The 25,748-nt window shown below is 63.7% G+C and carries 21 protein-coding genes; 13 read left to right on the forward strand and 8 right to left on the reverse strand.

Annotated elements, in window-relative coordinates:
- The first annotated feature begins 34 nt into the window (after window positions 1-34).
- Together WI26_RS20075 and WI26_RS20080 are read left to right on the forward strand one after the other, a co-directional pair.
- A complete protein-coding gene (locus tag WI26_RS20075; protein ID WP_069226943.1) occupies window positions 35-1,105 on the forward strand; it encodes an AI-2E family transporter in 1,071 nt (356 codons plus the stop codon).
- 222 nt (window positions 1,106-1,327) lie between these two features.
- Window positions 1,328-1,702, forward strand: coding sequence for a hypothetical protein (locus WI26_RS20080; protein WP_069227803.1), 375 nt, complete (start codon window positions 1,328-1,330; stop codon window positions 1,700-1,702).
- A gap of 40 nt (window positions 1,703-1,742) precedes the next feature.
- Here the strand turns inward: WI26_RS20080 and WI26_RS20085 are convergent, their stop codons facing one another.
- Window positions 1,743-2,537 (reverse strand): SDR family NAD(P)-dependent oxidoreductase, encoded by a 795-nt coding sequence (locus tag WI26_RS20085; RefSeq protein ID WP_059510307.1) that lies wholly within the window; start codon window positions 2,535-2,537, stop codon window positions 1,743-1,745.
- Window positions 2,538-3,080: 543 nt separating this feature from the next.
- Between WI26_RS20085 and WI26_RS20090 the strand changes: the two genes are divergently transcribed.
- The 10 genes from WI26_RS20090 to WI26_RS20110 all read left to right on the forward strand — a co-directional run bounded on the left by WI26_RS20090 (window position 3,081) and on the right by WI26_RS20110 (window position 13,988).
- On the forward strand, window positions 3,081-3,308 hold the full coding sequence (locus WI26_RS20090) for a PAAR domain-containing protein (RefSeq protein WP_419465528.1): 228 nt from the start codon (window positions 3,081-3,083) through the stop codon (window positions 3,306-3,308).
- 19 nt (window positions 3,309-3,327) lie between these two features.
- Window positions 3,328-5,826 carry a type VI secretion system Vgr family protein gene (locus WI26_RS20095; protein ID WP_069226945.1) on the forward strand — a complete coding sequence of 833 codons (2,499 nt, stop codon included), beginning with the start codon at window positions 3,328-3,330 and terminating at the stop codon, window positions 5,824-5,826.
- 20 nt (window positions 5,827-5,846) lie between these two features.
- Window positions 5,847-8,213 carry a peptidoglycan DD-metalloendopeptidase family protein gene (locus WI26_RS20100; RefSeq protein ID WP_069226946.1) on the forward strand — a complete coding sequence of 789 codons (2,367 nt, stop codon included), beginning with the start codon at window positions 5,847-5,849 and terminating at the stop codon, window positions 8,211-8,213.
- On the forward strand, window positions 8,210-8,911 hold the full coding sequence (locus WI26_RS32305) for a hypothetical protein (RefSeq protein WP_155768794.1): 702 nt from the start codon (window positions 8,210-8,212) through the stop codon (window positions 8,909-8,911). Before WI26_RS20100 ends, WI26_RS32305 begins: the two co-directional genes overlap by 4 nt.
- A 112-nt stretch (window positions 8,912-9,023) precedes the next feature.
- Window positions 9,024-9,968, forward strand: a complete 945-nt coding sequence (locus tag WI26_RS32310; RefSeq protein ID WP_155768795.1) for a hypothetical protein — start codon at window positions 9,024-9,026, stop codon at window positions 9,966-9,968.
- Between the two features lie 186 nt (window positions 9,969-10,154).
- Window positions 10,155-10,613 carry an XAC2610-related protein gene (locus WI26_RS33440; RefSeq protein ID WP_420480795.1) on the forward strand — a complete coding sequence of 153 codons (459 nt, stop codon included), beginning with the start codon at window positions 10,155-10,157 and terminating at the stop codon, window positions 10,611-10,613.
- A complete protein-coding gene (locus WI26_RS32315) occupies window positions 10,594-10,767 on the forward strand; it encodes a hypothetical protein (RefSeq protein WP_155768796.1) in 174 nt (57 codons plus the stop codon). Before WI26_RS33440 ends, WI26_RS32315 begins: the two co-directional genes overlap by 20 nt.
- Window positions 10,764-11,465: a hypothetical protein gene (locus WI26_RS32320; protein WP_155768797.1), complete on the forward strand. Its 702-nt coding sequence runs from the start codon at window positions 10,764-10,766 to the stop codon at window positions 11,463-11,465. Before WI26_RS32315 ends, WI26_RS32320 begins: the two co-directional genes overlap by 4 nt.
- A gap of 112 nt (window positions 11,466-11,577) precedes the next feature.
- On the forward strand, window positions 11,578-12,816 hold the full coding sequence (tssL, locus tag WI26_RS20105) for a type VI secretion system protein TssL, long form (protein ID WP_069226947.1): 1,239 nt from the start codon (window positions 11,578-11,580) through the stop codon (window positions 12,814-12,816).
- Between the two features lie 323 nt (window positions 12,817-13,139).
- Window positions 13,140-13,988: an AraC family transcriptional regulator gene (locus tag WI26_RS20110; protein WP_069226948.1), complete on the forward strand. Its 849-nt coding sequence runs from the start codon at window positions 13,140-13,142 to the stop codon at window positions 13,986-13,988.
- A gap of 96 nt (window positions 13,989-14,084) precedes the next feature.
- On the opposite strand, the gene WI26_RS20115 is transcribed toward WI26_RS20110, so the two are convergent.
- From WI26_RS20115 to WI26_RS20145, 7 genes are all read right to left on the reverse strand, one after another.
- The gene (locus WI26_RS20115; RefSeq protein ID WP_069227804.1) at window positions 14,085-14,681 is read right to left on the reverse strand and encodes a LysE family translocator; all 597 of its coding nucleotides are present in this window, start codon (window positions 14,679-14,681) and stop codon (window positions 14,085-14,087) included.
- 94 nt (window positions 14,682-14,775) lie between these two features.
- On the reverse strand, window positions 14,776-16,206 hold the full coding sequence (locus WI26_RS20120) for a heavy metal sensor histidine kinase (RefSeq protein WP_069226949.1): 1,431 nt from the start codon (window positions 16,204-16,206) through the stop codon (window positions 14,776-14,778).
- Window positions 16,203-16,898 (reverse strand): heavy metal response regulator transcription factor, encoded by a 696-nt coding sequence (locus WI26_RS20125; protein WP_059450219.1) that lies wholly within the window; start codon window positions 16,896-16,898, stop codon window positions 16,203-16,205. The genes WI26_RS20120 and WI26_RS20125 overlap by 4 nt, the downstream gene beginning before the upstream one ends.
- A 21-nt stretch (window positions 16,899-16,919) precedes the next feature.
- A complete protein-coding gene (locus WI26_RS20130) occupies window positions 16,920-18,437 on the reverse strand; it encodes an efflux transporter outer membrane subunit (RefSeq protein ID WP_069226950.1) in 1,518 nt (505 codons plus the stop codon).
- A complete protein-coding gene (locus tag WI26_RS20135) occupies window positions 18,434-19,666 on the reverse strand; it encodes an efflux RND transporter periplasmic adaptor subunit (protein WP_059539409.1) in 1,233 nt (410 codons plus the stop codon). Before WI26_RS20135 ends, WI26_RS20130 begins: the two co-directional genes overlap by 4 nt.
- Before the next feature lie 32 nt (window positions 19,667-19,698).
- Window positions 19,699-22,866, reverse strand: a complete 3,168-nt coding sequence (locus tag WI26_RS20140) for an efflux RND transporter permease subunit (protein WP_059595474.1) — start codon at window positions 22,864-22,866, stop codon at window positions 19,699-19,701.
- A gap of 226 nt (window positions 22,867-23,092) precedes the next feature.
- On the reverse strand, window positions 23,093-23,860 hold the full coding sequence (locus tag WI26_RS20145; RefSeq protein ID WP_059539407.1) for a Crp/Fnr family transcriptional regulator: 768 nt from the start codon (window positions 23,858-23,860) through the stop codon (window positions 23,093-23,095).
- Between the two features lie 196 nt (window positions 23,861-24,056).
- Here WI26_RS20145 and WI26_RS20150 point away from each other — a divergent pair, with 196 nt between their 5' ends.
- On the forward strand, window positions 24,057-25,709 hold the full coding sequence (locus tag WI26_RS20150; protein WP_059467890.1) for an acyl-CoA synthetase: 1,653 nt from the start codon (window positions 24,057-24,059) through the stop codon (window positions 25,707-25,709).
- Window positions 25,710-25,748: the final 39 nt, after the last annotated feature.

Consider the following 25,748-nt stretch of genomic DNA (forward strand, 5'->3'; position numbering starts at 1 on the left):
GCGAACCGCCATTTTTTATTTCGACAGAGGTGCCATGCGCGCACATGTCTCGCCTTCCCAGGATCCCGCCGCGCGGCCGCGTGCCCAGCAGGTCGCCCGCGCCGTGCTGTATGCGGCGCTGCTGGTGCTCGCGCTGTGGGTGATCCGCGATTTCCTTCCCGCCATCGCGTGGGCCTGCGTGATTGCGATCGCGTTGTGGCCATTGCTGAAGCGCTTCGAATCGGACCGCTGGTTTCGCGATCGGCCGACGCTGATCGCGACCGCGATCACCTCGGGCGTGTCGCTGCTGGTCGTGCTGCCGATCGCCATCGCGCTGGGCCAGGCGATCTCGCAGGCGCATGACCTGCGCATCTGGCTGCACTCGATCGAGGACAACGGCATTCCGCTGCCGGACGTCGTCGGCCGGCTGCCGTACGGCGCCGCTCAGGTCACCGAGTGGTGGCAGGCCAATCTCGGTCATCCGCTGCACCCGGGCACCGCGATGCACGGTGCGAGCGGCGAGAAGTTCATCGCGTTCGGCCGGCAGTTCGGCACGAAGCTCGCACATGCGCTGTTCGAGTTCGGCCTTATGCTTGTGACGCTGTTCGTGATCATGAGGGCCGGCCACAAGTTGTCGGGCGCGTTGCTGCAGGGCGCGCAGCGTGCGTTCGGCCGTGGCGGTGCGGCCCTGATCGAGCGGATGGTCGCGGCCGTGTACGGCACGGTGACGGGGCTGGTCGTCGTCGGGCTCGGCGAGGGTGCCATTCTCGGCGTCGCGTATGCACTCGCGGGCGTTCCGCATGCGGCGCTGCTCGGCCTCGTCACGGCCGTCGCCGCGATGCTGCCGTTCTGCGCGCCGATCGTGTTCTGCGGCGCGGCGCTCTGGCTGTTCGTGCAGGGTGCGACCGCGTGGGCCGTCGTGGTGTTGGCGCTCGGCTTCGTGGTCGTGTTCGTCGCCGAGCATTTCGTGCGGCCGGTGCTGATCGGCAGCTCGACCCGCCTGCCATTCCTGCTCGTGCTGTTCGGCATTCTCGGCGGCGCCGAGACGTTCGGGCTGATCGGCCTGTTCGTCGGCCCGGCGCTGATGACGGTGCTGACGATGCTATGGGCCGAATGGGTCGCTTGACGACGATGCTCGTTGCGCCATCCGGGCCATCCGCACAACGGCATTGACGCGTGTGCGAGACCGCGCGGTGCGCTCACGGTTCGGGCCGATCGGGCGTGTGGCGGGCCGCGTCGAGTGCAGCTTCGGACACAAGTCTCTACATTTCTTTTCGATCCGGACCCAAAGGTCTAGTAGCATGGGGCTTTCGATCACGCCGGCATGGCGCAGCAGATTTTTCCAAGCATGCGATTGATTCCGATGTCCCGTCCGGCAACGACGCTTTCCGTGGCCGCCACGTGCCTGATGCTGCACGGCTGCGCGTGGTTCGACTCGTGGTTGCCGTTCTCGTATTCACGCACCCCGCTGGCGCGGGCCGCGTCGCGGCATGGCGCGACGCGCGCCGACGTCGTTCGCGCGGCCGGCAACCCGCGCAGCGTGTGGATGGTCCGTAACGGCAGCGGCGTCTGCTACAACTACTTCATCGAGCACGGCAACGATCACCGGGCGTACTTCGTCGTGTTCGACAAGGCAGGTGCCGTCACGCAACGCGGGTTCGATACCTGCATGGATGCGGATCGCAAGGGCACGCTGAAGTCGGACAAGGCGGCTTCGCGATAGCGCTGCCGCCACGCCCCCGCGCGAGCGTGTCACGCAGTCGTCACGCGATCGTGTCGACCACGCCGCCGTCGACGCGCAACGCCGCACCCGTCGTCGCCGAGGCCTGCGGCGAACATACATACACCACCAGATTCGCGACTTCTTCGGTCGTCGCCGGTCGCTGGATGATTGAGCTCGCGCGCTGACTGCGCACGAAGTCCACCGCGACGTCGTCGATGCTGCGGCCCGTGGCGTCGGCCGTTTCCTTCAGCAGCGCGCGCACGCCTTCCGACATCGTCGGCCCCGGCAGCACCGAATTGACGGTCACGTTGGTGCCGGCCGCGAGTTTCGCGAGGCCGCGCGCGATCGCGAGCTGCGCGGTTTTCGTGAACCCGTAGTGAATCATGTCTACCGGGATGTTCAGGCCCGATTCCGACGAAATGAACACGACGCGGCCCGTGTTGCGTGCGAGCATCCCCTTCAGGTAGTGCCGCGCGAGACGCACGCCGGACATCACGTTCATCTGGAAGTAGTGCGCCCATTCGTCGTCGTCGATGTCGAAGAACGCCTTCAGCCCGTAGATGCCCGCGTTGTTCACGAGGATGTCGGCCTCCGGCGTGTGCTGCGTGATGCGCGCGGCGCCGGCGGCGTCGGAGAGGTCGGCGGCGATGCCGTCCACGTCGGCGCCGGGGACCGCACTGCGCAGCAGCGCGAGCGCGGTATCAACCGACTTGTCGCTGCGGCCGTTGACGACGACGCGTGCGCCAGCCTGCAAGAGCCCTTCGGCGATCGCCAGCCCGATGCCGGCGGTGGAAGCGGTCACGACCGCGGTCTTGCCTGTCAGATCGATGTGCATGAATGTACCGGTTGAAAGAGGGAACGGAACCCGCCGCGTCTACCGTGGCGGCCAAACTAAAAGCTTAGGTAAACGTTTCGCCTCGTGGATTGATATCCGTTGCGGCGAGCATGTGTACAGACAAGATCCTTGGAAGACAAAAGGAATGACTCAGGTAGGGGCTGATTTGCATTATCAAGACAGGCATGTACGACCGCTTGACCGAATGTGAATGTTGGACACGTCTGAGTCGGCACCAAAAGACAATACGGAATTAAGCAAAACTGCACGCATGATTCCGTTTTGGATGGGATTTCGATGATCTCAGTAGAGAGCAAATTGGCCGGGATCTGATGAGGCTCCGTCGGTAATAAAGGCGAATTCATTTATATGAGACCAATTTTCAGATTAATCCGATTGTGCCCTGAGAAACAATGGAGAAATATTTGGGGCACGCTTCAGCCGGCCATTTCGTGAAGTCGTTTAGCTCGTTCCGCGAGCGCTTTATTGGCTGGACAGTCATGCCAAAGGGAGGTTTACATGAAAGATGAACACTGTCGCGAGATGGCGCAGCTTGGCGATACGACCGATCACGGTGGCAAGATCATCGAGGCGGCCCCCGATTTGAGGCACCGGGGTGTCGCCGTCGCGCTTGACGGCCATCGCGTTGCGTGCCCGAAGTGCGGCGGTATCTTCCCTGTCATTGCCACCGGCAAGCGAACTCATCACGGCGTGCGCGTCGCCCGCCTGGGCGACAAGACCGCTTGCGGCGCGATCCTGATCCGCGGTTGATTTCTGCAAGGATCCATCCATGCCAGACTTTCTCCAGTCCCGCACGCTGGCCGTTGCCGGCGCGGCATTGCCGGTATTCAACGGCAAACCCGTTCTGGTGCCGGCACGTCTGTCGGGTACCGAAACGCTTGGCGAACTGTTCTGCTACACGCTCGAGCTGAAGACCGTCGATATGCTGGCGTTCTCGCCAAGCATCACCGCCAACGTCGATTTGGACAAACTGATCGGTACCGAGGTCACAGTATTAGTCCAGATCGAGGGAATCGGTATCTTTGTTCCGGGTATGCCAGGTAATACCGGTACGGGCAATATCGGCGCTGGCACGCGCGAGATCACCGGCCTTGTCACCTCCGCGCGCTTCGTACGCGAGGAGGGGCGCGCGATGGTGTACGAACTTACACTGCGCCCGTGGCTGTGGCTGGCCACCAAGAATCAGGACTGCCGCCTGTTCCAGGACATGGATGTGATGGAGATCACGGATGCCGTGTTATCCGCCTATATGTTCCCGGTCGAGAAATGGTTGGTCGGGAATTACCCGAGGCGCGATATCCAACGGCAAAACTGGGAGAGCGATTTCGGATTCGTCTGCCGCCTGTGGCAGGAATGGGGCATCTATTTCTGGTTCGAGCATGGCAATGGACATCACCGGCTGATCCTATGTGACTCGATTGGCGCACACCGACCGCATGGCGAGGCCTACCGTGCCATCCAATACAAGGCGCCTGGTGCGAAACGTATCGATCAAGAGCACATTCATGAACTGTCGGTCGAAAACCACCTGACAACCGGACGCGCCACGAGCGTCGATTACGACTATACGACGCCACGCGCAGACCTCACGAGCCGCGATGAGGATCCGCGCGATACCTCGCATGCGGGCCAGGAGCATTACGGATGGGGCGACTACGCGCAGCCGCAAGCGGGCGTGAGCGGATTGTCGGGCGAACATAACGACGCGCAGCGCGAAGCGGATTATCTCGTGCGGGTGCGCATGGATGCGCTTCGCTGCGCCGGCCTGCGCGTGAAGGGAACGGGCAATATGCGCGGCCTAGTGACCGGGCAGACCTTTACGCTGGAACATCACCCGCAACAGGCAGCCAATTGCGAATACCTGGTTGTTTCCAGCGCGCTCACGATTGAGGAGGTGGCCCAGGCGAGCGGTGTCGGCCAGCACTACCGTTGCACGACGGAATTCGAAATCCAGCCTACGAGCGAGATGTTCCGCCCGGCGCAAACACTCACGAAGCCGCGCACTTCTGGGCCGGAATACGCGATCGTAACAGGACCCGCGGATCAGGAAATCTGGACCGACGCGTATGGCCGCGTGAAGGTCCGTTTCCTCTGGGACCGATCCGGGGCTCGCGATCACACGTCAAGCTGCTGGGTGCGCGTGTCGTCGCCGTGGCAGGGCAACCAGTTCGGTGCGACGCACCTGCCGCGCATCGGCCAGGAAGTGCTGGTGGAGCATATCCACGGCGACCCTGACCTGCCGGTGGTGACGGGGCGGGTGGTGAACGCGTTCAACCAGCCAGCCTGGGCGCTGCCGGACAACCAGGCGCTCTCGGGCTTCCGCAGTCGTGGACTGAAATGCGGCCAGTCGAACCACTTCGTGCAGGATGATACAAGCGGCGAAATTCAGACGCAGTTGTCAAGCGACTACGGCACCTCGCAACTGAGTCTCGGTTTCGTGCGGCGCATCCTGGGCAACAAGGGGCGGCAAGACGCACGCGGCAAGGGCTTTGATCTTCGCACCGATTTGTGGGGAGTCGTGCGCGCGGCGATGGGGCTGCTGATCACGACTGAAGCGCGCAACGGTGCGCAGTCGCACGCGAAGGATATGGGCGAGACGGTCCAGCGCCTGACGCGGGCGCGCGACATTCACGTGAGCCTGACCAGGCTCGCGCAGAAGCATGACGCGCAACAGGCGGACGCCGACCAGAGTGAGGTCACGAACGCGATCAAGGCGCAGAACGATGCCATCCGGGGCGGCACGCCGACCAGCGATGATCCGCATCCCGAGATGAGCACGCCGCACGTGGTGGTCGCCAGTCCGGCCGGTATCGAAACCACCACTGCCGGCAGCACACACATTGCGAGCGACGAAAATCTTGCGCTCACGACGGGCGGCCACGTCGGCATCGCCGCGCGCAAGTCGCTCTATGCAAGTGTCGCGGAGGCGTTCTCGCTGTTTGTCCATAAGCTGGGTATCAAACTGGTCGCGGCGTCGGGCAAGGTGCGTATCGAGGCACAGGGCGACAACGTCGAGATCGTCGCGAAAAAGGTACTCGAACTGATGAGCACGACTGACTGGATCAACGTGACTGCCAAGCACGGCATCCGACTGAACGGTGGCGGCACTGAACTCGAAATCAGCCCGAAGGGCATTCTCGGTTTCACGGACGGCCAATTTCTCGTCCATGCGAATGACCATGCGACGGACGCGCCACAGTCGAAACCTGCTGATTTTCCGTCTTTCCCGTCCGGGAAAGTGAATCAGGCATTCCCGTTTTCGCTGTGACCATCGAGGAATCTTAACCAATGATCATCAGCCCACCGTTCCTGCCATCCGAACCGTCCGGGACCGGGCATGAAATGAACTCGGCCCCCGCCGGGAACACCGTTGTGCCGGAGCACAACATCTGTCAGTCGGGCATGCAGGAATGTGCGCCCGGTAACGGCGCTTATCCTGTCAGCTACAGCCTCGGTTGGCACGGTGGGCCTCATCTCGTCGCGCCCAAGGCTGCGAATGGCCAGTCCGAGCCGGTACGCGCAATTGCCGACGGTGAAGTCGTCTACGTCCGCGAGACCGACGCAAGCGAGAAGCCCGCGCTGCAATACCGCAATGTCCGCACTGACGATGGTTGTGTCGTGATCAAACATACGACCGAGATTGGCGAAGGCGATAGCGCAAAAGTCACCTTCTACTCGATCTACATGCATCTGCAAAGCGTCACGGTCAAGCCCGGCAAGCTTGTCTACCGCAAGGACCTGCTCGGTATGCCCGGACAGATCTATGGCCAGCGCGGCCAAATGCATTTCGAGATTGTCTGCGACACGGCCAACCTGAAGAAGCTGGTGGGACGGACGACCGGACCGCTCACTGCAACGCAGGGCCGCACCGATGCGATCTACGGCGATATCTGGTTCAAGGTGCCCAAGGGCCTCAAGTTCTTTGCAAATCGGCCACATCCTTACCGGCGCGACGACACCGAACCGCCTCAAGGGCCGCACCCTTCGGTGCAGACACAGCCGGCTGCCGGTACGACGAAGGTTGATCTGCTTATCCAGATGCATTACGAAAAAGGCGATTGCACGCTCACGACCTTTACGCTTGCCAGCGATGGTCGTTGCGTTCGGGTTGGCGAACCGGTGAAAACACACGGCTACGAGTACAGCCTGTACGCCGAAGCCATGCGTCTGAATGGGCGGTACCGCGATGGCAGCACCAATCCCGCCGCACCCGCGCCTGCGGCGCCTGCGCCCAGCCTGATTTACGAAATGCTGCGCCTTGGCCGTGCGATTGGCGAGCCGATGCCCGCAAACGTGAAATTCGGCCACTGGCGCAAGATTGCCACGCCTGATGGTACCGGTTGGATCAACCTGAACGCGCCAAAAAACGAAGGTCACTACGGTGCCACGCCGTATGCGGGAATCAGCGTCTACAGCGACGCGGATTTTCCGCACTGGGCGGGCTGGAGTCTGATCGACGACGATGCGACACCCGACAGCCTGTGTGAGTCGCCGACGATCAAACGCTGGCTCGATCTGGACGGCGATGGTGAGGTTACGCATGCGGAAGCGAAAGAAGCGCTGCATCGCGGTGACGTGCGGAAACGCATGGCACAGGCGATCTGCAAATTTCCTGTCGAGTGGAGCAAAGAGAATATCGACGCGCGCTGGGGATGGCTGAAGTCGCCGCATGAGGCGCTGGCGGCACCGGTTATTGGGGAAGACTTCAACACACTGAAGGATCATATCGAAGCGCTCGCGTTCTGGGAGGACATTCAGGCTTCGGACCTGCCTTCAGCCGATGACTGCTGGCATTTTCCGCCCAAGGCATTTATCGAGCACCTGAGAAGGTGCAAATGGCTGAGCGAAAGCGAGTTCAGGCAACTTGTCCCGAAATACGCGATGCGCAAGCACAATGGGACCATGTTGTGGGAGCTGGTGATAAATCCTTATAGCATTGAGCTTGGAGCACTCCCCAGAAGACAGCTTGTTCCAATCAATCGAATGTTGCGCACCTTCGGCATCAATACACCACAGCGGATGGCGAGTTTTTTCGGCAATGCGGTCCAGGAGACGCAGTGGCTAACGAAACTGGCAGAAGGTGCGACAACAGCCCGCTACGCGCCGTGGGACGGTCGAGGATTCCTGCAATTGACCTGGCCGAAAAACTATCTCGATTACTGGGATTTCAGGGGACGGTCCACGCAGATTCCCAACGCTGCGCGTGCCTCATTGCTGCCTGCGCAACAGCAGGCTGCCGCTACACGAAACAACGCGCCACTGCGTGCAGCGGATCACGAACTGACTTCAGACATGCTTCGCTGGCGAGATGACGTTGCTGATTCGAAAAAAGTTGATGCAGCCTGGAGTGCGGGCTTCTACTGGGCCAGCCTGAACATGGTTAGTCATGCTGATGAGTCACACGTTCTGGAACGGGTGATTGTCGAGACCAATGGCGGACAGAAGTGCTATTACCGTAGCCCCAGCTTCTGGAAGGCGTCAGCAGCGGTAAATCTGCCCGGAGCCATTGGCAATCTGTACTCGGCCCGTCTGAACGGCTTTGAGGCCCGCTGTGTGGCCTATGCAGTCGCGTTGTCGGTGTTAGGCGAAACAAAGTTCCCGACGCAAGGGCAGCCAGGCGAGACGCCTGAAAATCAGATATTGAGGCGCGTATGACAAAGCGAAAACAGGTTGCACCAAAGCCCCTTCAAATGATCAGGGCTGGGATTACAGCGGTGGTTGGATTCTGCCTGACGTTTAGCTGGGCCATCTCCGTACATGCGGAGCAGCCGACCAAGGTAGTCAAGCAGATTGTCGTTACCACGGATGGCGTTCAATGCCCTATCAGACTTGTCGATCCTTATGACGCCCGTGTTACCGAAACGAGATATGTACTCGACCATTTTCCGTATCGACGAACGGGGCTCGGGGAACTTTATCTACAGTTTGAGTGTGTGAATTCTAATGACGCTGAGGCAATACGAAGTATCGTTCCAGCGTCATTTGACGAAAACGGAAAGCAATGGAAAGAGGATTTTTCTGCGTTGTCTGCTGAAGATCTGGCCTTGCTGAAGCCAGTCACTCGGATATTTCCTCTGGAGGCGGCAAATAGTAGGGGCATTGCCGCCACTCAAGAGCAGGTAAACGGTGATCCAAAGACGCGTGACCGCCGCTTTGCGTTTTGTTTGCGCCATCCCCCGGTCATGCTATGCGGCGGCACACCCCAAATCGCTCGTCCCTTTTACCAGGGAAGCGACCTCTTGCCTTTCGCTCTAACCGTAGTCAAATCGATAGAGTTCATCGGCGCGTCAGACGATGGCGCTCGCGCTGCATCGGCAGTGATTCCATCACCGGCAGTCATTCCGCCCAAATGACCTTAGGTTCAAGGCTGCCAGTGTCGCGTTTTTCCCGCTGCGTTTCGACAATCCATCAAGAGAGCCCGTGTTGCGTGCCTGACCGCGCCCGGCGCTGTACGCATCTGAAACCATGAACACGCAACCCAGCGAAGCCTCAACACCACCAGACGCGCCCAAGGAGATTGCGCAGCCCGACTTATTCAGCGAACGCCTGGCAGCGGTTCGCACCCACCGGAATCCATTGCTCGAAGCGGCCCGGCCGCTGCTGCGCGTCGTGATAGATGTGCCGGAACATCTTGATACGGACGCGACTCTCGCGCTGCGCTCGATGTTTGAGCAGGAGATGCGCATAAACTTCACCGCTAGCGACGGAATGACGGTTGAAATTGCCGAGAAGGTGAAAAGAGCTATTAATGGATCGGTCGCCGGCCTGGAAAATAGCCGTTGCCACTCATTTCGGATATGCAGTGTCGTTAGGGGGGGCATGAATATATTGTTACGTATCACGCTTTTGATCGCGTATGCGTGTATTTTCCCGTCGGGGGCGCTGGGTAAGACGGCTTATCCTGTCGTTCTTTATTGTGATGGGTTCGTTGGTTTTATATATCCGTTCAATCTATACAAAAAGATCGAACCGGCTATCGAGCCTGCGTCCGACGGAAAGTTTAGCTTTTACGATTTGGTGAGATATGCTAACAACATTGTCGATTCGATAGCTGTCTGCGGAGATTCATTGTCTACATGTGCTAGAACTGAAAATCAAGCCAAACCTTACTGGCTCGACGTCGACACCGGCCGCTTAGCCATATTTCATACAACCTCGACAGTAACGCATCGCGAAATTCACGACGGAGACGTGTACGAAGCTTTCCCGCTATGTCCATCAACGGACAAGCGCGGCAGATCCGATCCTTATGGCGGAGAGTGCTACGCAGCGGTTAAGGCAGCCGGGAATAAAACTTACTCCCTCGTGTACTGGCTGGGTTCGAGTGAGAGCGCGCGGAGCAGGCCGGCACGTACGCAAGCGGTCAATCGTGCTCGGATGATTATCGATTCACTTGGTCGACCGAAGTGAAAGCAGTGCAGGCGTTAACGGATATTATTCTTGATGGAGTCGGCTCCGTGGCACAGTGCTAGTGATTTATAAGTGAGCAAAATTATTTCTATCGCTCTTTTCGTGACATTGCTCGCGACTTCATTTTCAGTGGAATCCACAAAGGGGGCATCAATTGTTACGGAGGTGTCGGATGATGCGGTGTTTGTGATAACTCCGCCAGGACAGTCTCAGGTACTCCACGTATCACATCTGGTTTCGAAAGATGATATCTCATATGAAGACCTGAATTTTGACGGATACATAGATATAAAAGTATTTAGGTCTGCGGGTAACGTCGAGAAATTTTACGACGTGTATTTGTTCGATGCGGTAACAAAAAGATACGAGCTTAGCAAAGACTTCAGCAATGTTCCTTGCGTAGCGGCCGATCCGAAGGTGCGTCAGGTCATTGGAGCATGCTTTCACACTAGTGCATGTGAGAACTGGATAGAGCGCTATTCGGTGGATCGTCTGAACCGACTGCATCTTCGCAGCAGGCAGGGCACATACTGCGATCCGTCAACGGGTGACGCATTCTCCTACATCGATCTGTTAAGAAATGGAAAGCGTATCTCGACAAAGAGTACCCGGCTACACAACGATCGTGAAAACGATCGCCAGTAAAGACATTCTGGACTTTTTGTCGCGGCATTTTGATTTTGATACTCGCCGTGTGGCCTATACGGTTGCGTTGTCGGTGTTAGATGAAGCCCAATTTCCCGCAGCACAGGGGCAACCGAACGAGATGCCGGAACACCAGATTTTGAGGAGAACATGATGAATGTGAAGCGGTTTGTATTGCGGGTTCGCGTGCGGACTGGCGGCGTGATTGCGGCGGGGGCAGGATTCTTTCTGGCGCTTAGTTTGCCCGCGCCGACACATGCGGGCCAGCCAGTCACGGAAGTAAAGCAGGTTGTCGTTCAGACCGATGGAAATAGCTGCCCCATCAGGATGACCGACCCCTACGGAGGGCGGCTTACGGAAACTGGGTACGATCTCATTGGATTACCTTATCGGAAAACCGGTCTCGAAGCACTATCGCTATATTTCGAATGTGTGAGTTCGGACGATGCCGAAACAATCCGGCGCTATGTCCTGGCGAAATACGACGAACGCAGAATGCAGTGGAAGACAGATTTCTCGTCGCTTTCGGCTGACGACTTGGCCCTCCTAAAACCGGTGACCCGGATGGCTCCACTGCAAGCGGCAAATAGCGCAGGGGTGAGCGTAACGCAAGACGCGATTAACGGAGCCCCAGAAACGCGTGACCGTTCTTTCGGCTTCTGCCTTCGTCACCCACCCGTCATGTTATGCGGCGGGTCGCTAGCAATCGCGCGTCCCTATTCCAACAAGGCCGGTTTAATGCCTTACGCGCTTGCAATCATCAAATCGATAGAGTTCATCGACGCGCCAGGCGATGGCGCTCGCGCTGCATCGGCAGTGATTCCATCACCGGCAGTCATTCCGCCCAAATGACCTTAGGTTCAAGGCTGCCAGTGTCGCGTTTTTCCCGCTGCGTTTCGACAATCCATCAAGAGAGCCCGTGTTGCGTGCCTGACCGCGCCCGGCGCTGTACGCATCTGAAACCATGAACACGCAACCCAGCGAAGCCTCAACACCACCAGACGCGCCCAAGGAGATTGCGCAGCCCGACTTATTCAGCGAACGCCTGGCAGCGGTTCGCACCCACCGGAATCCATTGCTCGAAGCGGCCCGGCCGCTGCTGCGTGCCCAAGCAGACATGCCGGAGTATCTTGATACGGACGCTATCCCCGCGCTGCGCTCGCTGCTCGAACAGGAGATGCGCACATTCCAGAAGCTGTGCGAGCACGCGAATATTCGGCGCGATCACATGATCGGCGCGCGTTACTGCCTGTGTACGGCGCTCGATGAGGTGGCGATGCAGACGACCTGGGGGCAAAACCGCGAAAGCGGGGCGGCGTGGATCACGAACAGCCTCGCGGCAGTCTTTCACGAAGACCGTCAGGGTGGCGACAAGATTTATCTGCTGATCGGGCGGTTGATGAATGATCCGGGCGAACACCTTGATCTGCTCGAAGTGATCCATCGTGTACTGAGTCTCGGCTTCGAGGGCCGCTACCGCCTCGAAACGGACGGTCACCGCAAGCACGAGGCCGTGAGGCAGCGGCTCTACGATGAGATCATGTTGCGGCGGGAACCCTTGCAGGTGGAACTGTCGCCGAACTGGCGACCGGATACGAATGGCAGGCGCGTGTCGTTCTACAACTTCCCCGTATGGATCACAGTCGCGGTGCTGTCGGCGATCCTGCTGGCCATGTATGGTTACGACAAGTACCGGCTTGCGACTCGCGCGGCCGAAGTCGGGAAGCAGTTCGCCAACATTGGCCACATGAGGCCGTCATCCGCATCCCAGGCCCTGCACCTGAAACAGCTGCTGAGAGACGAGATCGCAGCGGGCATCGTGAGCGTCGATGAGGACGCGCACCATAGTTCGGTGACGTTCCAGGGCGATGCGATTTTCCCGCCCGGCAGTGCGTCAGTGAAGGCGACGATGGGCCCACTGATCGCGAAGATTGCAGGCGAGATCGCCAAGGTGCCGGGCCAGGTGACGGTAACCGGCTACACGGACAGCATACCGATCCGCAGCCGCCAGTTCGCGTCGAATCAGGCACTGTCGCACCAGCGTGCGACACAGGTGATGCAGATGCTGCAAGCTGCTGGCATCCCGGCCAATCGTCTCGAAGCCGTCGGCAAGGGCGATGCCGATCCGGTCGGCGACAACAAAACGACCGATGGGCGTTCGCAAAACCGACGCGTTGAGATTGTCGTCACGCGGCAGAGCTAAATCGCAATGCCTGTACGTTGAGGGGGCCACGTGTTGTTCACGCAGAGATTCGGACGGTGGCGGCTGCAGGCGAATCCAGTGGCGCTTTGCGAGTTGGCCGTGACCGCCGCTTCTGGATTCGACGACATGCTGCGATGCCGTTGGCCGCGCAGATCGATGTGCTGGGTTACCGATTGGAAGAGGGGAACGGAACCCGCCGCATCTGCCGCGGCGGCCGGACTAAAAGCTTAGGCGATCCAGCCGCGAAGCGTCGGGTCGCGGTTGCATCCCGCCGCGCAGTCTTGTACGGTGTGCGTTCGCCGTCCGATCCAGGAGCCCGTCGCGTGAGCCGTTCCGCCAATACCCTCGCCGTGCCGTCGCCGTTCTGGCGCGACGCCGCGCTGCCGTTCATCGAGGCGCGCACCGTCGACGACGGTCGGACCATCTGCTACGCGAAGCACACGCACGACACGTTTTCGGTTGGCGCGATCGTCGGCGGCACGAGCACTTACCTGAACGGCGCGACGAAGGAGCACGTCGGGCGCGGCGTGCTCGTGATCATCGATCCGGAGCAGGTGCATGCGTGTAATCCATATGGCCCCGCCGCGTGGGCGTACCGGATGGTCTATGTCGACGTGCCGTGGCTCGCACGATTGCAGCATGCGCTCGGGCGCGATCCGAACAGCGATTTTCGCGGCTTTTCGCAGAAGTTGACGGATCGGCGTGACCTGTTCGCGCAATTCGGCGGCTTTTACCGCACGCTCGTGACACCCGGCGTCGATCCGCTCGGCAAGGAAAGCGCGGCGGTCGAATTCTTCACGCGGCTGCACGGTGCGCTCGATCGCGTGTCGCCCGACGACGCGCGGCGCGGGGCCGACAACACGAAGCTCGCGCGCGCGGCCGACTACATCGCCGCGCATTGCCGTCAGGCCATCACGCTCGATGCGATCTGCGCGGCCGCCGACCTGTCGCCGTCCTACCTGATCCGCGCGTTCAACGCCCGCTACGGGATGACGCCGCATGCGTTCCTGGTCGACCGTCGCGTGCAGTACGGCCGCGCGGAATTGCGCCGCGGCCGGCCGATCGCCGAGGTTGCGCTTGACGCAGGCTTTGCGGATCAGGCGCATTTCCAGCGTGCGTTCCGGCGCATCGCGGCAGCCACGCCAGGCCAATATCGAAGCGCCGCGAACTGAGCGGGGGAGCGGCCGGCGCCTTGGCGGTGCCGCAGCGGCCGACGACGACCCGCACTGTAGCCGGCCGCCACAAACACACCGTTCGAAGCGACAACGCTAGACATCGAGCAGATAAAGCGCGCTGCCCGCGAGCAACACCGCCATCGCGCGATTGAACAGCCGCATCCGGCGCGCATTCGCGAGCCAGTGCCGCAGCGACGCACCCGCATACCCCCAGCACGAGATCGACACGAAGCAGATCACCAGATACAGCGCCGCGAACTGCCACACCTGCGTGCGATCGCCATCGGCCGCATATGCACCCATCGCGGCCACGCATGCGAGCCACGCCTTCGGATTCAACCATTGCATCGCCGCACCGGCCGCCGCCGACGGGCCGGCAACGTTCGACGCGTCCGGATCGTCCGACAGCCGCCCGTCATCGAGCGCCAGCCGCAGCGCGAGGTAAAGCAGGAACGCAATCCCCGACCATTGAGTGGCCGTGGTCAGCATCGGCCAGCGCGCGAGCGCCGCGTGCAGCCCGAGGCCGATCAGCAGGAACAGCGCGACGAAGCCGAGCGTCGCGCCGGCCGCATAGCGCAGGCTCGCGCCGAGACCGTGGCGCGCGCCCGCGCCGAGCGCGACGATGTTGACGGGACCGGGCGTGATCGACGACGCCAGCGCGAACGCGGCCATCGAAACCAGCATGCTCATCATGTGTCTCCATGCGAATGTGAAAGTCGCATCGAGACTAAAGAAGCGGCGCGGGTCCGTATTGAAGAAAACTGCCCTCGGCGGCGCGGTGTCGTCAGTGCATCGCGCGCAGCGCGTGCGGGTCGCCCGCATCGGCCGTGCGCAGCGGGCCGACGCTGCAAGCCTGCGTCGACACGGAGAAGCCGAACGTATTGACACCGCCCGAGCAGGCGACGAACACGCTGCCGCCGTGCATCTCCGCGACGGCCTTGACGATCGACAGCCCGAGCCCGTGGTTCTCCTTGCTGTTCGCGCGTGCTTCCTCGAGCCGGTAGAAGCGCTCGAACACGTGCGAGCGCCGCACGGGGTCGATCGGCTCGCCGGGGTTGGCAACCGACACGTCGACGAGCGTGTCGCGCGGCGTGATCGTCACGTTCAGCGTCGCGCCGGGCGCCGAATGCTGGATTGCGTTGATCAGCAGGTTGGTCATCGCGCGGCGGAACAGGGAAGGATCGACGGCCGCGCGCGCATCGCCGTGCAATTCGGCGCGCAACTGCGCTTCGTCGAGCGGAATCTCGAGGAAGTCGAGCATGCGCCGCACTTCATCCGCGAGCGATACGTGCTTCAGGTCGGTCGCGCGCTCGCCGCGATCGCTGCGCGACAGGAACAGCATGTCGTTGATGATCACGCGCAGCCGTTCGAACTCCTCGAGGTTCGACTGCAAAGTCTGGCGCATCCGGTCGACCGAGCGGTCGCGGCTCGTCAGCGCGACCTGGGTCTGGCCGATCAGGATGCTGATCGGCGTGCGCAACTCGTGTGCGACGTCCGCGTTGAACGCCTCGAGCCGCGCGTAGGTCTGCTGGATGCGTTCGAGCGCGCCGTTGAACGACGCGGCCAGGTCGCGCAGCTCGGTCGGCAGCGCGTCGGTATGCAGCCGCTGGCGGCGATTGGTGGCGTTGATCGCCGCCGCGTCCTGCGACAGCCGTTCGAGCGGCGCGAGCCCGAAGCGCGCGACCGCGCGGCTCAGCAGCAGCGCGACGACGGTAGCGATCGCGATCAGCGCGGCGAGCGTCCACACGAACCGGCGCAGCATCCGTTGCGTGCGCTCGCACGACGACGCAACGATCAGCTTCACATCGGGGCGCTCGCCGCTGCCCGCGATCGGGACGGTCTTCGTCATCACGTCGTAGCTGCTGTGATTGAGCGCGTACTGCTGGAATGCACCGAACGGTTTGCCGACGGGCACGCCGTCGACCGGATGGCCGAAGCGGAAGTCTGCGTCGGGGCTGTCGATCTGGTAACGCGTCGACCCGTCGGGTGGTTCGAGGTCGGCGAGCTTTTCCTGCATCAGGCGGCCGCGTGCGGCCGTGGTCGCGTGCGACACGATCATCTGCGCGACCTTCGCGCGCGTGTCGATCGTCGCACGCAGCTCGGCGAACAGCTGGCGCTCCATCATCACGAACAGCCCGCAGCCGACCAGCGTGAACACGAGCAGCGACACGATGCCGAACATCGCCGACAGACGCAGGGTGATCGAGCGTTTCATGCGTGCCTCTCGCTGTCGGCGTCCTCGCGCGCCTCGAGCACGTAGCCCATGCCGCGGATCGTGTGCAGCAGCTTCTCCGCGAACGGGCCGTCGAGCTTCGCGCGCAGGCGTTTGATCGCCGTCTCCACGACGTTCGCGTTGCTGTCGAAGTTCACGTCCCATACGAGTTCGGCGATCGTCGTCTTCGACAGCACCTCGCCGCTGCGCCGCGCGAGCACGCCGAGCAGCTGGAATTCCTGCGCGGTCAGGTCGAGCCGCGTGCCGTCGCGGGATGCGCGCCGGCCGATCAGGTCGACGCGCAGGTCGCCGATCGAGATCAGCGTCGATTCCTGCACGCGCGCGCGCCGCGTGAGCGCGCGCAGCCGCTCGATCAGCTCGAGGAACGAGAAGGGCTTGGTCAGGTAGTCGTCGGCGCCGCCGCGCAGCCCGCGAACGCGATCGTCGACGCGGTCGCGCGCGGTCAGCATGATCACGGGCGTCTGCTTCTGCGCGCGCAATGCGCGCAGCACGCCGAAGCCGTCGAGCTTGGGCAGCATCACGTCGAGCACGACCACGTCGTATTCGAATTCGACGGCCTTCCACGCGCCGTCCTCTCCGTCCAGCGCGGTATCGACGACCCAGCCTTCCTCGGTCAGGCCGCTCTTCAGGTATTCGACGACTTTCGGTTCGTCTTCGACGATCAGGACTTTCATGGGCGTGTCCTTGTAACCGGGTTAGGGGCCGACGCTCGCGGCGGGCCGGAGGTTTGCCGTTGCGACGTCGGTTGGCGTGGCGCCGCTCGTCGCGCCGCCGTCCCAGCCGCCGCCGAGCGCCTTCGCGAGAAACACGACGAGCGCCGCGCGCTGGCCCTGGATCTGCACGGCCTGGCGTTCGCTCGTCAGCAACTGCTGCTGGGCCGTCAGCACGTCGATGAACGGCGTGAGGCCGCCCGCGTAGCGGTCCTGCGCGAGCGACACGAGCTTGCGCGCGTCGTCGACGGCCGCCGATGCCTGCTGCGCGGCTTCGGCCAGTACCGCCAGGCCCGTCACCGCATTCTGCACCTCCTGGAACGCGGTGAGCACGGTCTGCCGGTAATTGGCCTGCGCGGCCACGTAGCCGGCCTGCGCGAAATCGACGCCGGCCTTCAGCCTGCCGCCTTCGAACAGCGGCTGGCTGACCGACGCGCCGACCGACCACAGCAGGGCCGGCACGGTGAACAGCCCGGAGAAGCGCGTCGCGTCCCAGCCGATGTCCGGCGACAGCGCGATGCGCGGGAAGTACGCGGCGCGCGCGACGCCGATCTGCGCGTTCGCGGCGGCCATCGCGCGCTCGGCCGACGCGACGTCGGGGCGGCGCTGCAGCAGGTCGCTCGGCATGCCGGTGGGCAGCGCGGGCGCGGTGATCGGCACCACGCGCGGTGGCAGCGCGAAGCCGGGGGCCGGCGTGCCGACCAGCGTCGCGATCGCGGTCTCGACCTGCGCGCGCTGTTGGATCAGCAGCTGCGCCTGCGTGCGCGTCGCGTCGAGCTGCGCGCGTTGCTGCAGCAGGTCGAGGCCGGACACGGCGCCGAGATCGTGGCGCGCGCTCACGTAGTCGAGCGCTTTCTGCTGCAGATCGATCGAGCGCTTGACGACGTCGATCTCGCTGTCGAGCTCGCGCAGCGCGAAATAGCTCGACGCGAGATCGGCGGTCAGCACGAGGCGCGCGTTCGCGAAATCGTCGCGCGCCTGCTCGGAGCTGGCCTGCGCGGATTCGACGCTGCGCCCCACGCGGCCGAACAGGTCGAGCTCGTAGCTGACGCTTGCGCCGACCTGGATTTCGTTCTGCACGGTCGACATGCTCCGCGTCGCGTAGCTGGTTTGCGGCCGGTCGCCGGAGATCTTGAAGCGCTGGCCGCTCACGTTCAGGCCGACGGCCGGATATTGCGCGGACGCGACCGATGCGAGCGTCGCCTTTGCCTGGTCGTAGCGCGCGGCGACGGCCTTCAGGTTCTGGTTGTTGCGCAATGCGTCGGCTTCGAGCGTATCCAGCTGCGCGTCGCCGAACGCGGTCCACCAGGCTGGATCGAGCGGCGCGCGGGCCGGCGCGGCCGGGTGCCAGTACGCGTCGGCGGGGTCGAGGCGCCACGTGGCCGGCGTGTCGACGCCGGGGCGCCGGTAGTCCGGGCCGACGGTGCAGCCGGCAACGGCAGCGACCGCGCCCAGGATTGCCGTGATTGCGGTGGGGCGCAAGCGGGCGCGCGTTGCGCTCACGACTTCGCTCCCTCGGCGGCCGACGCCGGCTTCACGACGGGGGGCGCCTGCACGATGACCATGTCGCCGTTCGCGAGCGCGTCGCTCGGGTTCGCGACGAGGCGGTCGTTCGGCGTGAGCGGGCCGTCGACTTCGAGTGTCTGCCCGATCGTGCGCGCGATCGTCACCGCCTTCAGGTGCACCTGGCCGTTCGCGTCGACGGCCGCGACTGTCGGTCCTTCGGCGCGGAACAGCAGCGTGTTGGCCGGAATCTGCAGGCGGCCGACCGGCGTCATAGGTAGTGTCGCCTGCACGTACGCGCCGGGCAGCAATCGTCCGTCCGGGTTCGGCAGCGTGATCTCGATCTGCAGCGAGCGCGTCGCGACGTCGATGGCCTGGGACGTGCGCGTAATCGTGCCGTCGAAGGTCTGGCCCGGCAGCTCGGCCTGTGCCACGCTCACGTGCTGGCCGACCTTCACCTGCTGCGCGTACGCCTGCGGCACCTGCACGTATAGCCGGAGCCGATCGGCCTGCACGACCGTGAACAGCGAGCGTCCTGCATTGCCGGAGTTCACGAGGTCGCCGACGTCGACGTTGCGCTGCGTGACGATCCCGTCGATCGGCGCGACGATCCGCTGGAAGCCCTTCAGTTCGGTGAGCCGGCGCATGTTCGCATCGGCCGCCGCGAGATTCGCGCTGCCCTGGTTGAACGCGCCTTGCCGGTCGTCGAGCTCCTGCTGCGACACCGCATCGCGCTGGCGCAACTGCTGCGCGCGGTCGAACGACGTCTTCGCGAGCGCGAGCGCGGCCTGCGCCTGCTGGCGCTGTGCGGTGGCCTGCGCGAGTTCCTGGTTCAGCTCGGGCGTGTCGAGCTCGGCGAGCAGTTGCCCCTGCTTCACGCGCGCGCCGATGTCGGCCTGCCAGCGCAGCACGTAGCCGCTCGCGCGCGCATAGATCGGCGCCTCGACGAAGCCGCGCAGCGTGCCGGGCAACGTCAGCTTGCCGCCGGTGGCCGCATCGACCGGATGCACGACACTCACGTACTGGCGCGTGTTCTGCTCGGCCACCGCGTCGAGGCGGTGGCGGTTCAGCACGTTGACGACGATCGTGCGTGCGGCGCCCGCGGCCAGCAGCACGCCGATCACGATCAGCACGACCCGCCCACGCCGCGACACCGACGTGCGCGTCGGCAGGTGCATGCCGTGTTCGTCCACCTGGATGCCGACGGAGCTGTGATGTTTCTCTTCCATGAATTGACCGGTTTATAGGCTAGGGGCGAAAGTCAGTGTCCGGCCTGGCGCGCGCGTCGGCGGGCCAGCCGCGAATGCACGCCGCCGAATACCAGCGGCACGAACAGCAGCGTCGAAACGGTGGCGAACAGCAGGCCGCCGATCACCGCGCGGCCGAGCGGCGCGTTCTGCTCGGCGCCTTCGCCGAGACCGAGCGCCATCGGCACCATCCCGATGATCATCGCGAGCGCCGTCATCAGCACCGGGCGGATCCGCGTCGCGCCGGCCTCCAGCGCGGCCGTGAGCGGCGGCGCGCCGGCGGCGAGGCGTTGGCGCGCGAACGAGACGACCAGGATGCTGTTCGCGGTCGCGACGCCCACCGTCATGATCGCGCCCGTCAGCGCGGGCACGCTCAGGTGCGTGCCGGTGATGAACAGCATCCACGCGATGCCGGCGAGTGCGGCCGGCATCGCGCTGATGATGATCAGCGGATCGAGCCACGACTGGAAGTTCACGACGATCAGCAGGTAGACGAGCACGATCGCCATGGCGACGCCTGCGCCGAGACCGATGTACGACGTGCGCATCGTCTCGACCTGGCCGCGCACCGTGAGATCGGTGCCCCGCGGCAGCGTCGCGCGCGCATCGGACACGATCCCGTCGATCGCGCCCGAGACCGAGCCGAGGTCGCGGCCCTCGACGCTCACGTACAGGTCGATCGCCGGGCGGATGTTGTAATGCGTAATCACGGCCGGGTTCGAGACGGGATGGATCCGCACGAGATTGCCGAGCAGCTGCAGCGGCATGCCCGTGCGCCCGCTCGCGGAAATCGGCGTGCCGAGCAGGTCGTCGATCGACGCGATGTTGTATTGCGGGGTCTGGATCTGCAGCGGGTACTGGACGCCGGTGCGCGGGCTGATCCAGAACGACGGGGTCGTCTGGGAACTGCCGGACAGCGAGATCAGCATGTTCTGCGCGACGTTCTGCGCGGAAAGGCTGAGCTGCTGCATGCGCGTACGGTCCATGTCGGCCACCAGGGTCGGTTCGTCGTTGCGCTGCAGTACGTGCACGTCGACGGTGCCGGGGATTTGCCTGATCTTTTTCATCAGGCTGCTCGCGATAGCCATGTTACTCGCGAGATCGTTGCCGAGCACCTGCACGTCGATCGCGGCCGGCTGGCCGAAGTTGAGGATCTGCGTGATGATGTCCGACGGCTGGAAGAAAAACTCGACGCCGGGGAAGCGCTGCGGCAGCAGCGTACGCAGCGTCTGCACGTAGTGCTGGGTCGAGCGATGGCCCGGCTTCAGCGCGATCATCAGTTCGCCGTCGAGCGTGCCGATCGTGCCGCTGTTGCTGTACGACAGGTTGATGCCGCTCACCGGCAACCCGAGGTTGTCGACGATCGCGCCGAGCTCGTCGGGCGGAACGGCTTCGCGGATCACGCGCTCGACCTGGTCGGCGAGGCGGGCGGTCTCCTCGATCCGGTAGCCGGTCGGCGCGCGCATGTGCAGCCGGATGTTGCCGGAATCGGCGTTCGGGAAGAAGTCGCGGCCGAGCACGAACACGAGGCCGGTAGACAGCACGCAAAAGCCGAGGAAGCACGTCGCGTAGAAACGGCGGCGCACCAGCAGGATGCTGAGCAGCACGATGTACCACGCGCGCAGCCGCTCGAACGCGGCGTTGAACGCGTGATGCAGGCGCGCGAAACGCGACGTCGATTGATCGGGGCCGGTGCTCGCTTGCTGCGGGCGGAACAGCAGCATCGCGAGCGTCGGCACGAGCGTGCGCGACAGCACGTAGGACGCGAGCATCGCGAACACCACGGCTTCGGCGAGCGGCACGAACAGGAACCGCGCGACGCCCGTCAGGAAGAACATCGGCACGAACACGATGCAGATGCACAGCGTCGACACGAACGCGGGCACCGCGATCTCGCCCGCACCTTCGAGAATCGCATCGTGCAGATTGGTGCCGAGATGCAGGTGTCGCTCGATGTTCTCGATCGTGACGGTCGCGTCGTCGACCAGAATGCCCACCGCGAGCGCGAGCCCGCCGAGCGTCATGATGTTGATGGTCTCGCCGAGCGCGGCGAGCGCGATCAGCGACGTGAAGATCGACAGCGGAATCGAGATCGCGATGATCAGCGTGCTGCGCCAGTTGCCGAGGAACAGCAGGATCATCATCGCGGTCAGCACGGCCGCGATCAGCGCCTCGTGGATCACGCCCTGCACGGCGGCGGTGACGAACACCGACTGGTCGAACAGCGGCGTGATCGTGAGCCCTTCGGGCAGCGTCGGAATCACCTTCGGCAGCAGCGCTTTCAGGTCCGACACGACCTTCAGCGTCGACGCGTCGCCGGTCTTCAGGATCGACATCAGCACGCCGCGCTGGCCGTTCTGGCGCACCACGTTGGTCTGCGGCGCGAAGCCGTCGCGCACCGACGCGACTTCGCGCAGGTAGGTCGTCGCGCCATTGACGGTCTGGACCGGCAGGCCGCTGATGTCGGCGACCGTGTCGGCCGACGCGTTCGTGTCGATCCGGTATTCGGTCTGGCCCATCTTGGCGGTGCCGGTCGGCAGCACGAGGTTCTGCGCGTTGACCGCGTTCACGATGTCGGCGGGCGTGAGGCCCTTCGCGAGCAGCGCTTGCGGATCGAGGTCGATCGCGACCACGCGCGTGCGGCCGCCGTACGGGAACGGGATCTGCGCGCCCGGGATCGTGATCAGTTGCGGCCGCAGGAAATTGAGCGCGATGTCGGCGAGCGACTGTTCGCTGAGCGTCTTGCTGGACAACCCGAGCTGGATCACCGGAATGCTCGACGCCGAATAGGTAATCACGAGCGGCGGCGTCGCGCCCTGCGGCATCTGCCGCACGATCGCCTGCGCGGACGAGACCGTCTGCGCGATCGCGGTCTGCACGTTCGCGCCGGGCTGCAGGAACACCTTCACGACCGCGATGCCGGGCAGCGACGTCGACTCGATGTGCTGGATGTTGTTGACGGTCGTCGTCAGGATCCGTTCATGGACGGCCGTGATCCGGTTGGTCATCTCCTTCGCGGAGAAGCCGTTGTAATTCCAGATCACGCTGATGACGGGTATGTTGACCGCCGGCAGGACGTCGACTGGCGTGCGCATCAGCGCAAGCGGGGTGGCCAGCACGATCATGATGGCCATCACGATGAACGTGTAGGGGCGCCTGAGCGCGAGATTGACGATCCACATGGAGGCAGCGGGACAGGCGGTGGTCAGGCGGCGGTGAAGGGAACCCGAATGATAGGCGTCGCGGCGGAACGGGTCACTGACGCGAAACTGGCGGAATTGTCAGGTTGGGGCGGGGCAGCAAAAGGCCGATTCGTCGGATGAAAGGCGCGGGGACGCGGGCATCCGGAAACCGTCGCCGCACCACGCGCATGCCGCGCCGGCGACGGTTCCGCGCATCGGACGTCGCTCAGATCTGCTCCATCCCGACCCGCGCGAGCGCGGCCAGATCGACGACCTCGATCTGGTTGTACGCGAGCCGCAGCACGCCGAGTTTCTCGAGCTGCTGCAACGCCTGGTTGATCCGCTGCCGCGACACGCCGACGAGCATTCCCAGTTCCTCCTGCGAAATCGCGAGCGACGGGCCGGTGTCCGGGTACAGCGCGGGGTTGAACAACTGCGCGAGCGCCTGCGCGACGCGCGCGTCGACATCGAGCAGCCGGCTGTTCTGGATCGACGCGATGAACTCACCCATCCGGTTGTTCAATTGATGGATCACGAACCGCGTGAACGGCAGGCTCGTATCGAGCAGCGCATGGAACGTGTCGACCGGGACGAACAGCACGACCGAGCGCTGGACGGCGACGACTTCGTACTTGCGCAACTCGCGCTTGATCACGCTGCCTTCGCCGAACCAGCCGCCCGACGGCACGCCGGAAAACGTGCAGCCGCGCCCCGACGCGTTGAAGATCGCCAGCTTCAGCAATCCGCGATGCACGCCGATCCAGTATTCGGACGGCGCGAGCCGCTGCGCGATCACGTCGCCGGCTTCGTGCCTTTCGGCATGGGACTGCGCGAGCACGAGCGCCTGGTGTTCCGGCGCCAGCGCGCGGAACCACGCGCACTGGCCGAACAGCACGGACAGGGCGGGCAACGGGCCCGGTTCGAGCGGCGTGTCGGCCGGCGGGTGATCCGGCATGGCGGCCGCGTCGGGCGGCGCAACGGGGTGATCGTGCATGGATGCGGGTTTGCGAGGATAGGGATAACGCGCAGCGTTCATCGGGCACTCTGTCGTTTCGATGACAGACGGCTCACAATAGCGCCCGTTAGGCTATCGGCAATTGAACCACATCAAAACCGATCGGGGTGCATGCACGCCGGCCGGATACGAGACCGACGCCCGCGCCGGTCGACAGAAAACGGGAGACAGGATCATGACGCAGATGTTCGAGGCCGGACTCGGCCGCCGCGATGCCAACTACGTGCCGCTCACGCCGATCGACTTTCTGGTCCGCGCGGCCGAAGTCTACGGCGCGCGTCTCGCGATCGTGCACGGCGACGTGCGGCGCACGTGGGGCGAGACGTACACGCGCGCGAAGCAGCTCGCCAGCGCGCTCGCGCAGGCGGGCGTCGCCCGCGGCGAGACGGTCGCGGCGCTGCTGCCGAACATCCCGGCGATGGTCGAGGCGCACTTCGGCGTGCCGATGGCCGGCGCCGTGCTCAACACGATCAACACGCGGCTCGACATTGCGTCGGTGCTGTTCATGCTGCGTCACGGCGAAGCGAAGGTGCTGATCGTCGATACCGAATACGCGGAGCTCGCGCATCGCGCGGCGCTCGAAGTGCCGGGCCTGAAGATCGTCAGCGTCGCGGACGCGATGCCGGCCGACCCCGCCCGCTTCGCCGGCGCGATCGACTACGAGGCGTTCGTCGCGGGCGGCGACCCCGACTACGCATGGACGCTGCCCGCCGACGAGTGGGAGGCGATCGCGCTGAACTACACGTCCGGCACGACCGGCGACCCGAAGGGCGTCGTCTATCACCATCGCGGCGCGTATCTCGCGGCGATCAGCAACATCCTCGAATGGGACATGCCGAAGCACGCGGTCTATCTGTGGACGCTGCCGATGTTCCACTGCAACGGCTGGTGCTTCCCGTGGGCCGTCGCGGCGCGCGCGGGCGTGAACGTGTGCCTGCGCAAGTTCGATGCGAAGACTGTGTTCGACCTGATCCGCCGCGAACGCATCACGCATTACTGCGGCGCGCCGATCGTGCAGAGCGCGATCGCGAATGCGCCGGCCGAGTTCCGCGCAGGCATCGATCACACGGTGCACGCGATGGTCGCCGGCGCCGCGCCCGCGCCGGCCGTGATCGCGAAGATGAAGGAGATCGGCTTCGACCTGCTGCACGTGTATGGATTGACCGAGGTCTACGGCCCGGCGACCGTATGCGCGAAGCAGGCGCACTGGGACGCGCTGCCCGACGACGAGCGCGCGCGGCTCAATGCGCGCCAGGGCGTGCGCTATCACCTGGAAGCGGGCGCGACGGTGCTCGACCCGGACACGATGGCGCCGGTGCCGGCCGACGGCGAGACGCTCGGCGAGATCATGTTCCGCGGCAACATCTGCATGAAGGGCTACCTGAAGAACCCGCACGCGACGGACGAGGCATTCCACGGCGGCTGGTTCCACACGGGCGATCTCGGCGTGCTGACGCCTGACGGCTATATCCGCATCAAGGATCGCCGCAAGGACATCATCATTTCCGGCGGCGAGAACATCTCGAGCATCGAGGTCGAGGATGCGCTGTACCGGCATCCGGCCGTCGAGGTTGCCGCGGTGGTCGCAATGCCCGATCCGAAATGGGGCGAGGTGCCGTGCGCGTTCGTCGAGCTGCGCAACGGAATGAGCGCGACCGAGGAGGAGATCGTCGCGCACTGCCGGCAGTTGCTCGCGGGTTTCAAGGTGCCGAAGGTCGTGCGCTTCGGCGAGCTGCCGAAGACGTCGACCGGCAAGATCCAGAAATTCCAGTTGCGCAACGCGGTCGGCTCGGACAAGGCGATCGACCTGGCGGGAGACAAGAAGTAACCGACGCGACCGGGCGGTTGCCCGGTCGTTCGTCGTCGG

The organism is Burkholderia diffusa (assembly GCF_001718315.1).
Taxonomy (GTDB): domain Bacteria; phylum Pseudomonadota; class Gammaproteobacteria; order Burkholderiales; family Burkholderiaceae; genus Burkholderia; species Burkholderia diffusa_B.

Excerpts from the sequence above, each read along its gene's own strand:
- WI26_RS20115 (WP_069227804.1), bottom strand. The coding sequence starts at position 14,681 with ATGAGCATGCTGGTTTCGATGGCCGCGTTCGCGCTGGCGTCGTCGATC.
- WI26_RS20090 (WP_419465528.1), top strand. The coding sequence starts at position 3,081 with ATGGCGCAGCTTGGCGATACGACCGATCACGGTGGCAAGATCATCGAG.
- WI26_RS20140 (WP_059595474.1), bottom strand. The coding sequence starts at position 22,866 with ATGTGGATCGTCAATCTCGCGCTCAGGCGCCCCTACACGTTCATCGTG.
- WI26_RS32310 (WP_155768795.1), top strand. The coding sequence starts at position 9,024 with ATGAACACGCAACCCAGCGAAGCCTCAACACCACCAGACGCGCCCAAG.
- WI26_RS20125 (WP_059450219.1), bottom strand. The coding sequence starts at position 16,898 with ATGAAAGTCCTGATCGTCGAAGACGAACCGAAAGTCGTCGAATACCTG.
- WI26_RS20095 (WP_069226945.1), top strand. The coding sequence starts at position 3,328 with ATGCCAGACTTTCTCCAGTCCCGCACGCTGGCCGTTGCCGGCGCGGCA.
- WI26_RS20120 (WP_069226949.1), bottom strand. The coding sequence starts at position 16,206 with ATGAAACGCTCGATCACCCTGCGTCTGTCGGCGATGTTCGGCATCGTG.
- WI26_RS20150 (WP_059467890.1), top strand. The coding sequence starts at position 24,057 with ATGACGCAGATGTTCGAGGCCGGACTCGGCCGCCGCGATGCCAACTAC.
- WI26_RS32320 (WP_155768797.1), top strand. The coding sequence starts at position 10,764 with ATGATGAATGTGAAGCGGTTTGTATTGCGGGTTCGCGTGCGGACTGGC.
- WI26_RS20075 (WP_069226943.1), top strand. The coding sequence starts at position 35 with ATGCGCGCACATGTCTCGCCTTCCCAGGATCCCGCCGCGCGGCCGCGT.
- WI26_RS20080 (WP_069227803.1), top strand. The coding sequence starts at position 1,328 with ATGCGATTGATTCCGATGTCCCGTCCGGCAACGACGCTTTCCGTGGCC.
- WI26_RS20135 (WP_059539409.1), bottom strand. The coding sequence starts at position 19,666 with ATGGAAGAGAAACATCACAGCTCCGTCGGCATCCAGGTGGACGAACAC.
- WI26_RS20085 (WP_059510307.1), bottom strand. The coding sequence starts at position 2,537 with ATGCACATCGATCTGACAGGCAAGACCGCGGTCGTGACCGCTTCCACC.
- WI26_RS32305 (WP_155768794.1), top strand. The coding sequence starts at position 8,210 with ATGACAAAGCGAAAACAGGTTGCACCAAAGCCCCTTCAAATGATCAGG.
- WI26_RS20100 (WP_069226946.1), top strand. The coding sequence starts at position 5,847 with ATGATCATCAGCCCACCGTTCCTGCCATCCGAACCGTCCGGGACCGGG.
- WI26_RS20145 (WP_059539407.1), bottom strand. The coding sequence starts at position 23,860 with ATGCACGATCACCCCGTTGCGCCGCCCGACGCGGCCGCCATGCCGGAT.
- tssL (WP_069226947.1), top strand. The coding sequence starts at position 11,578 with ATGAACACGCAACCCAGCGAAGCCTCAACACCACCAGACGCGCCCAAG.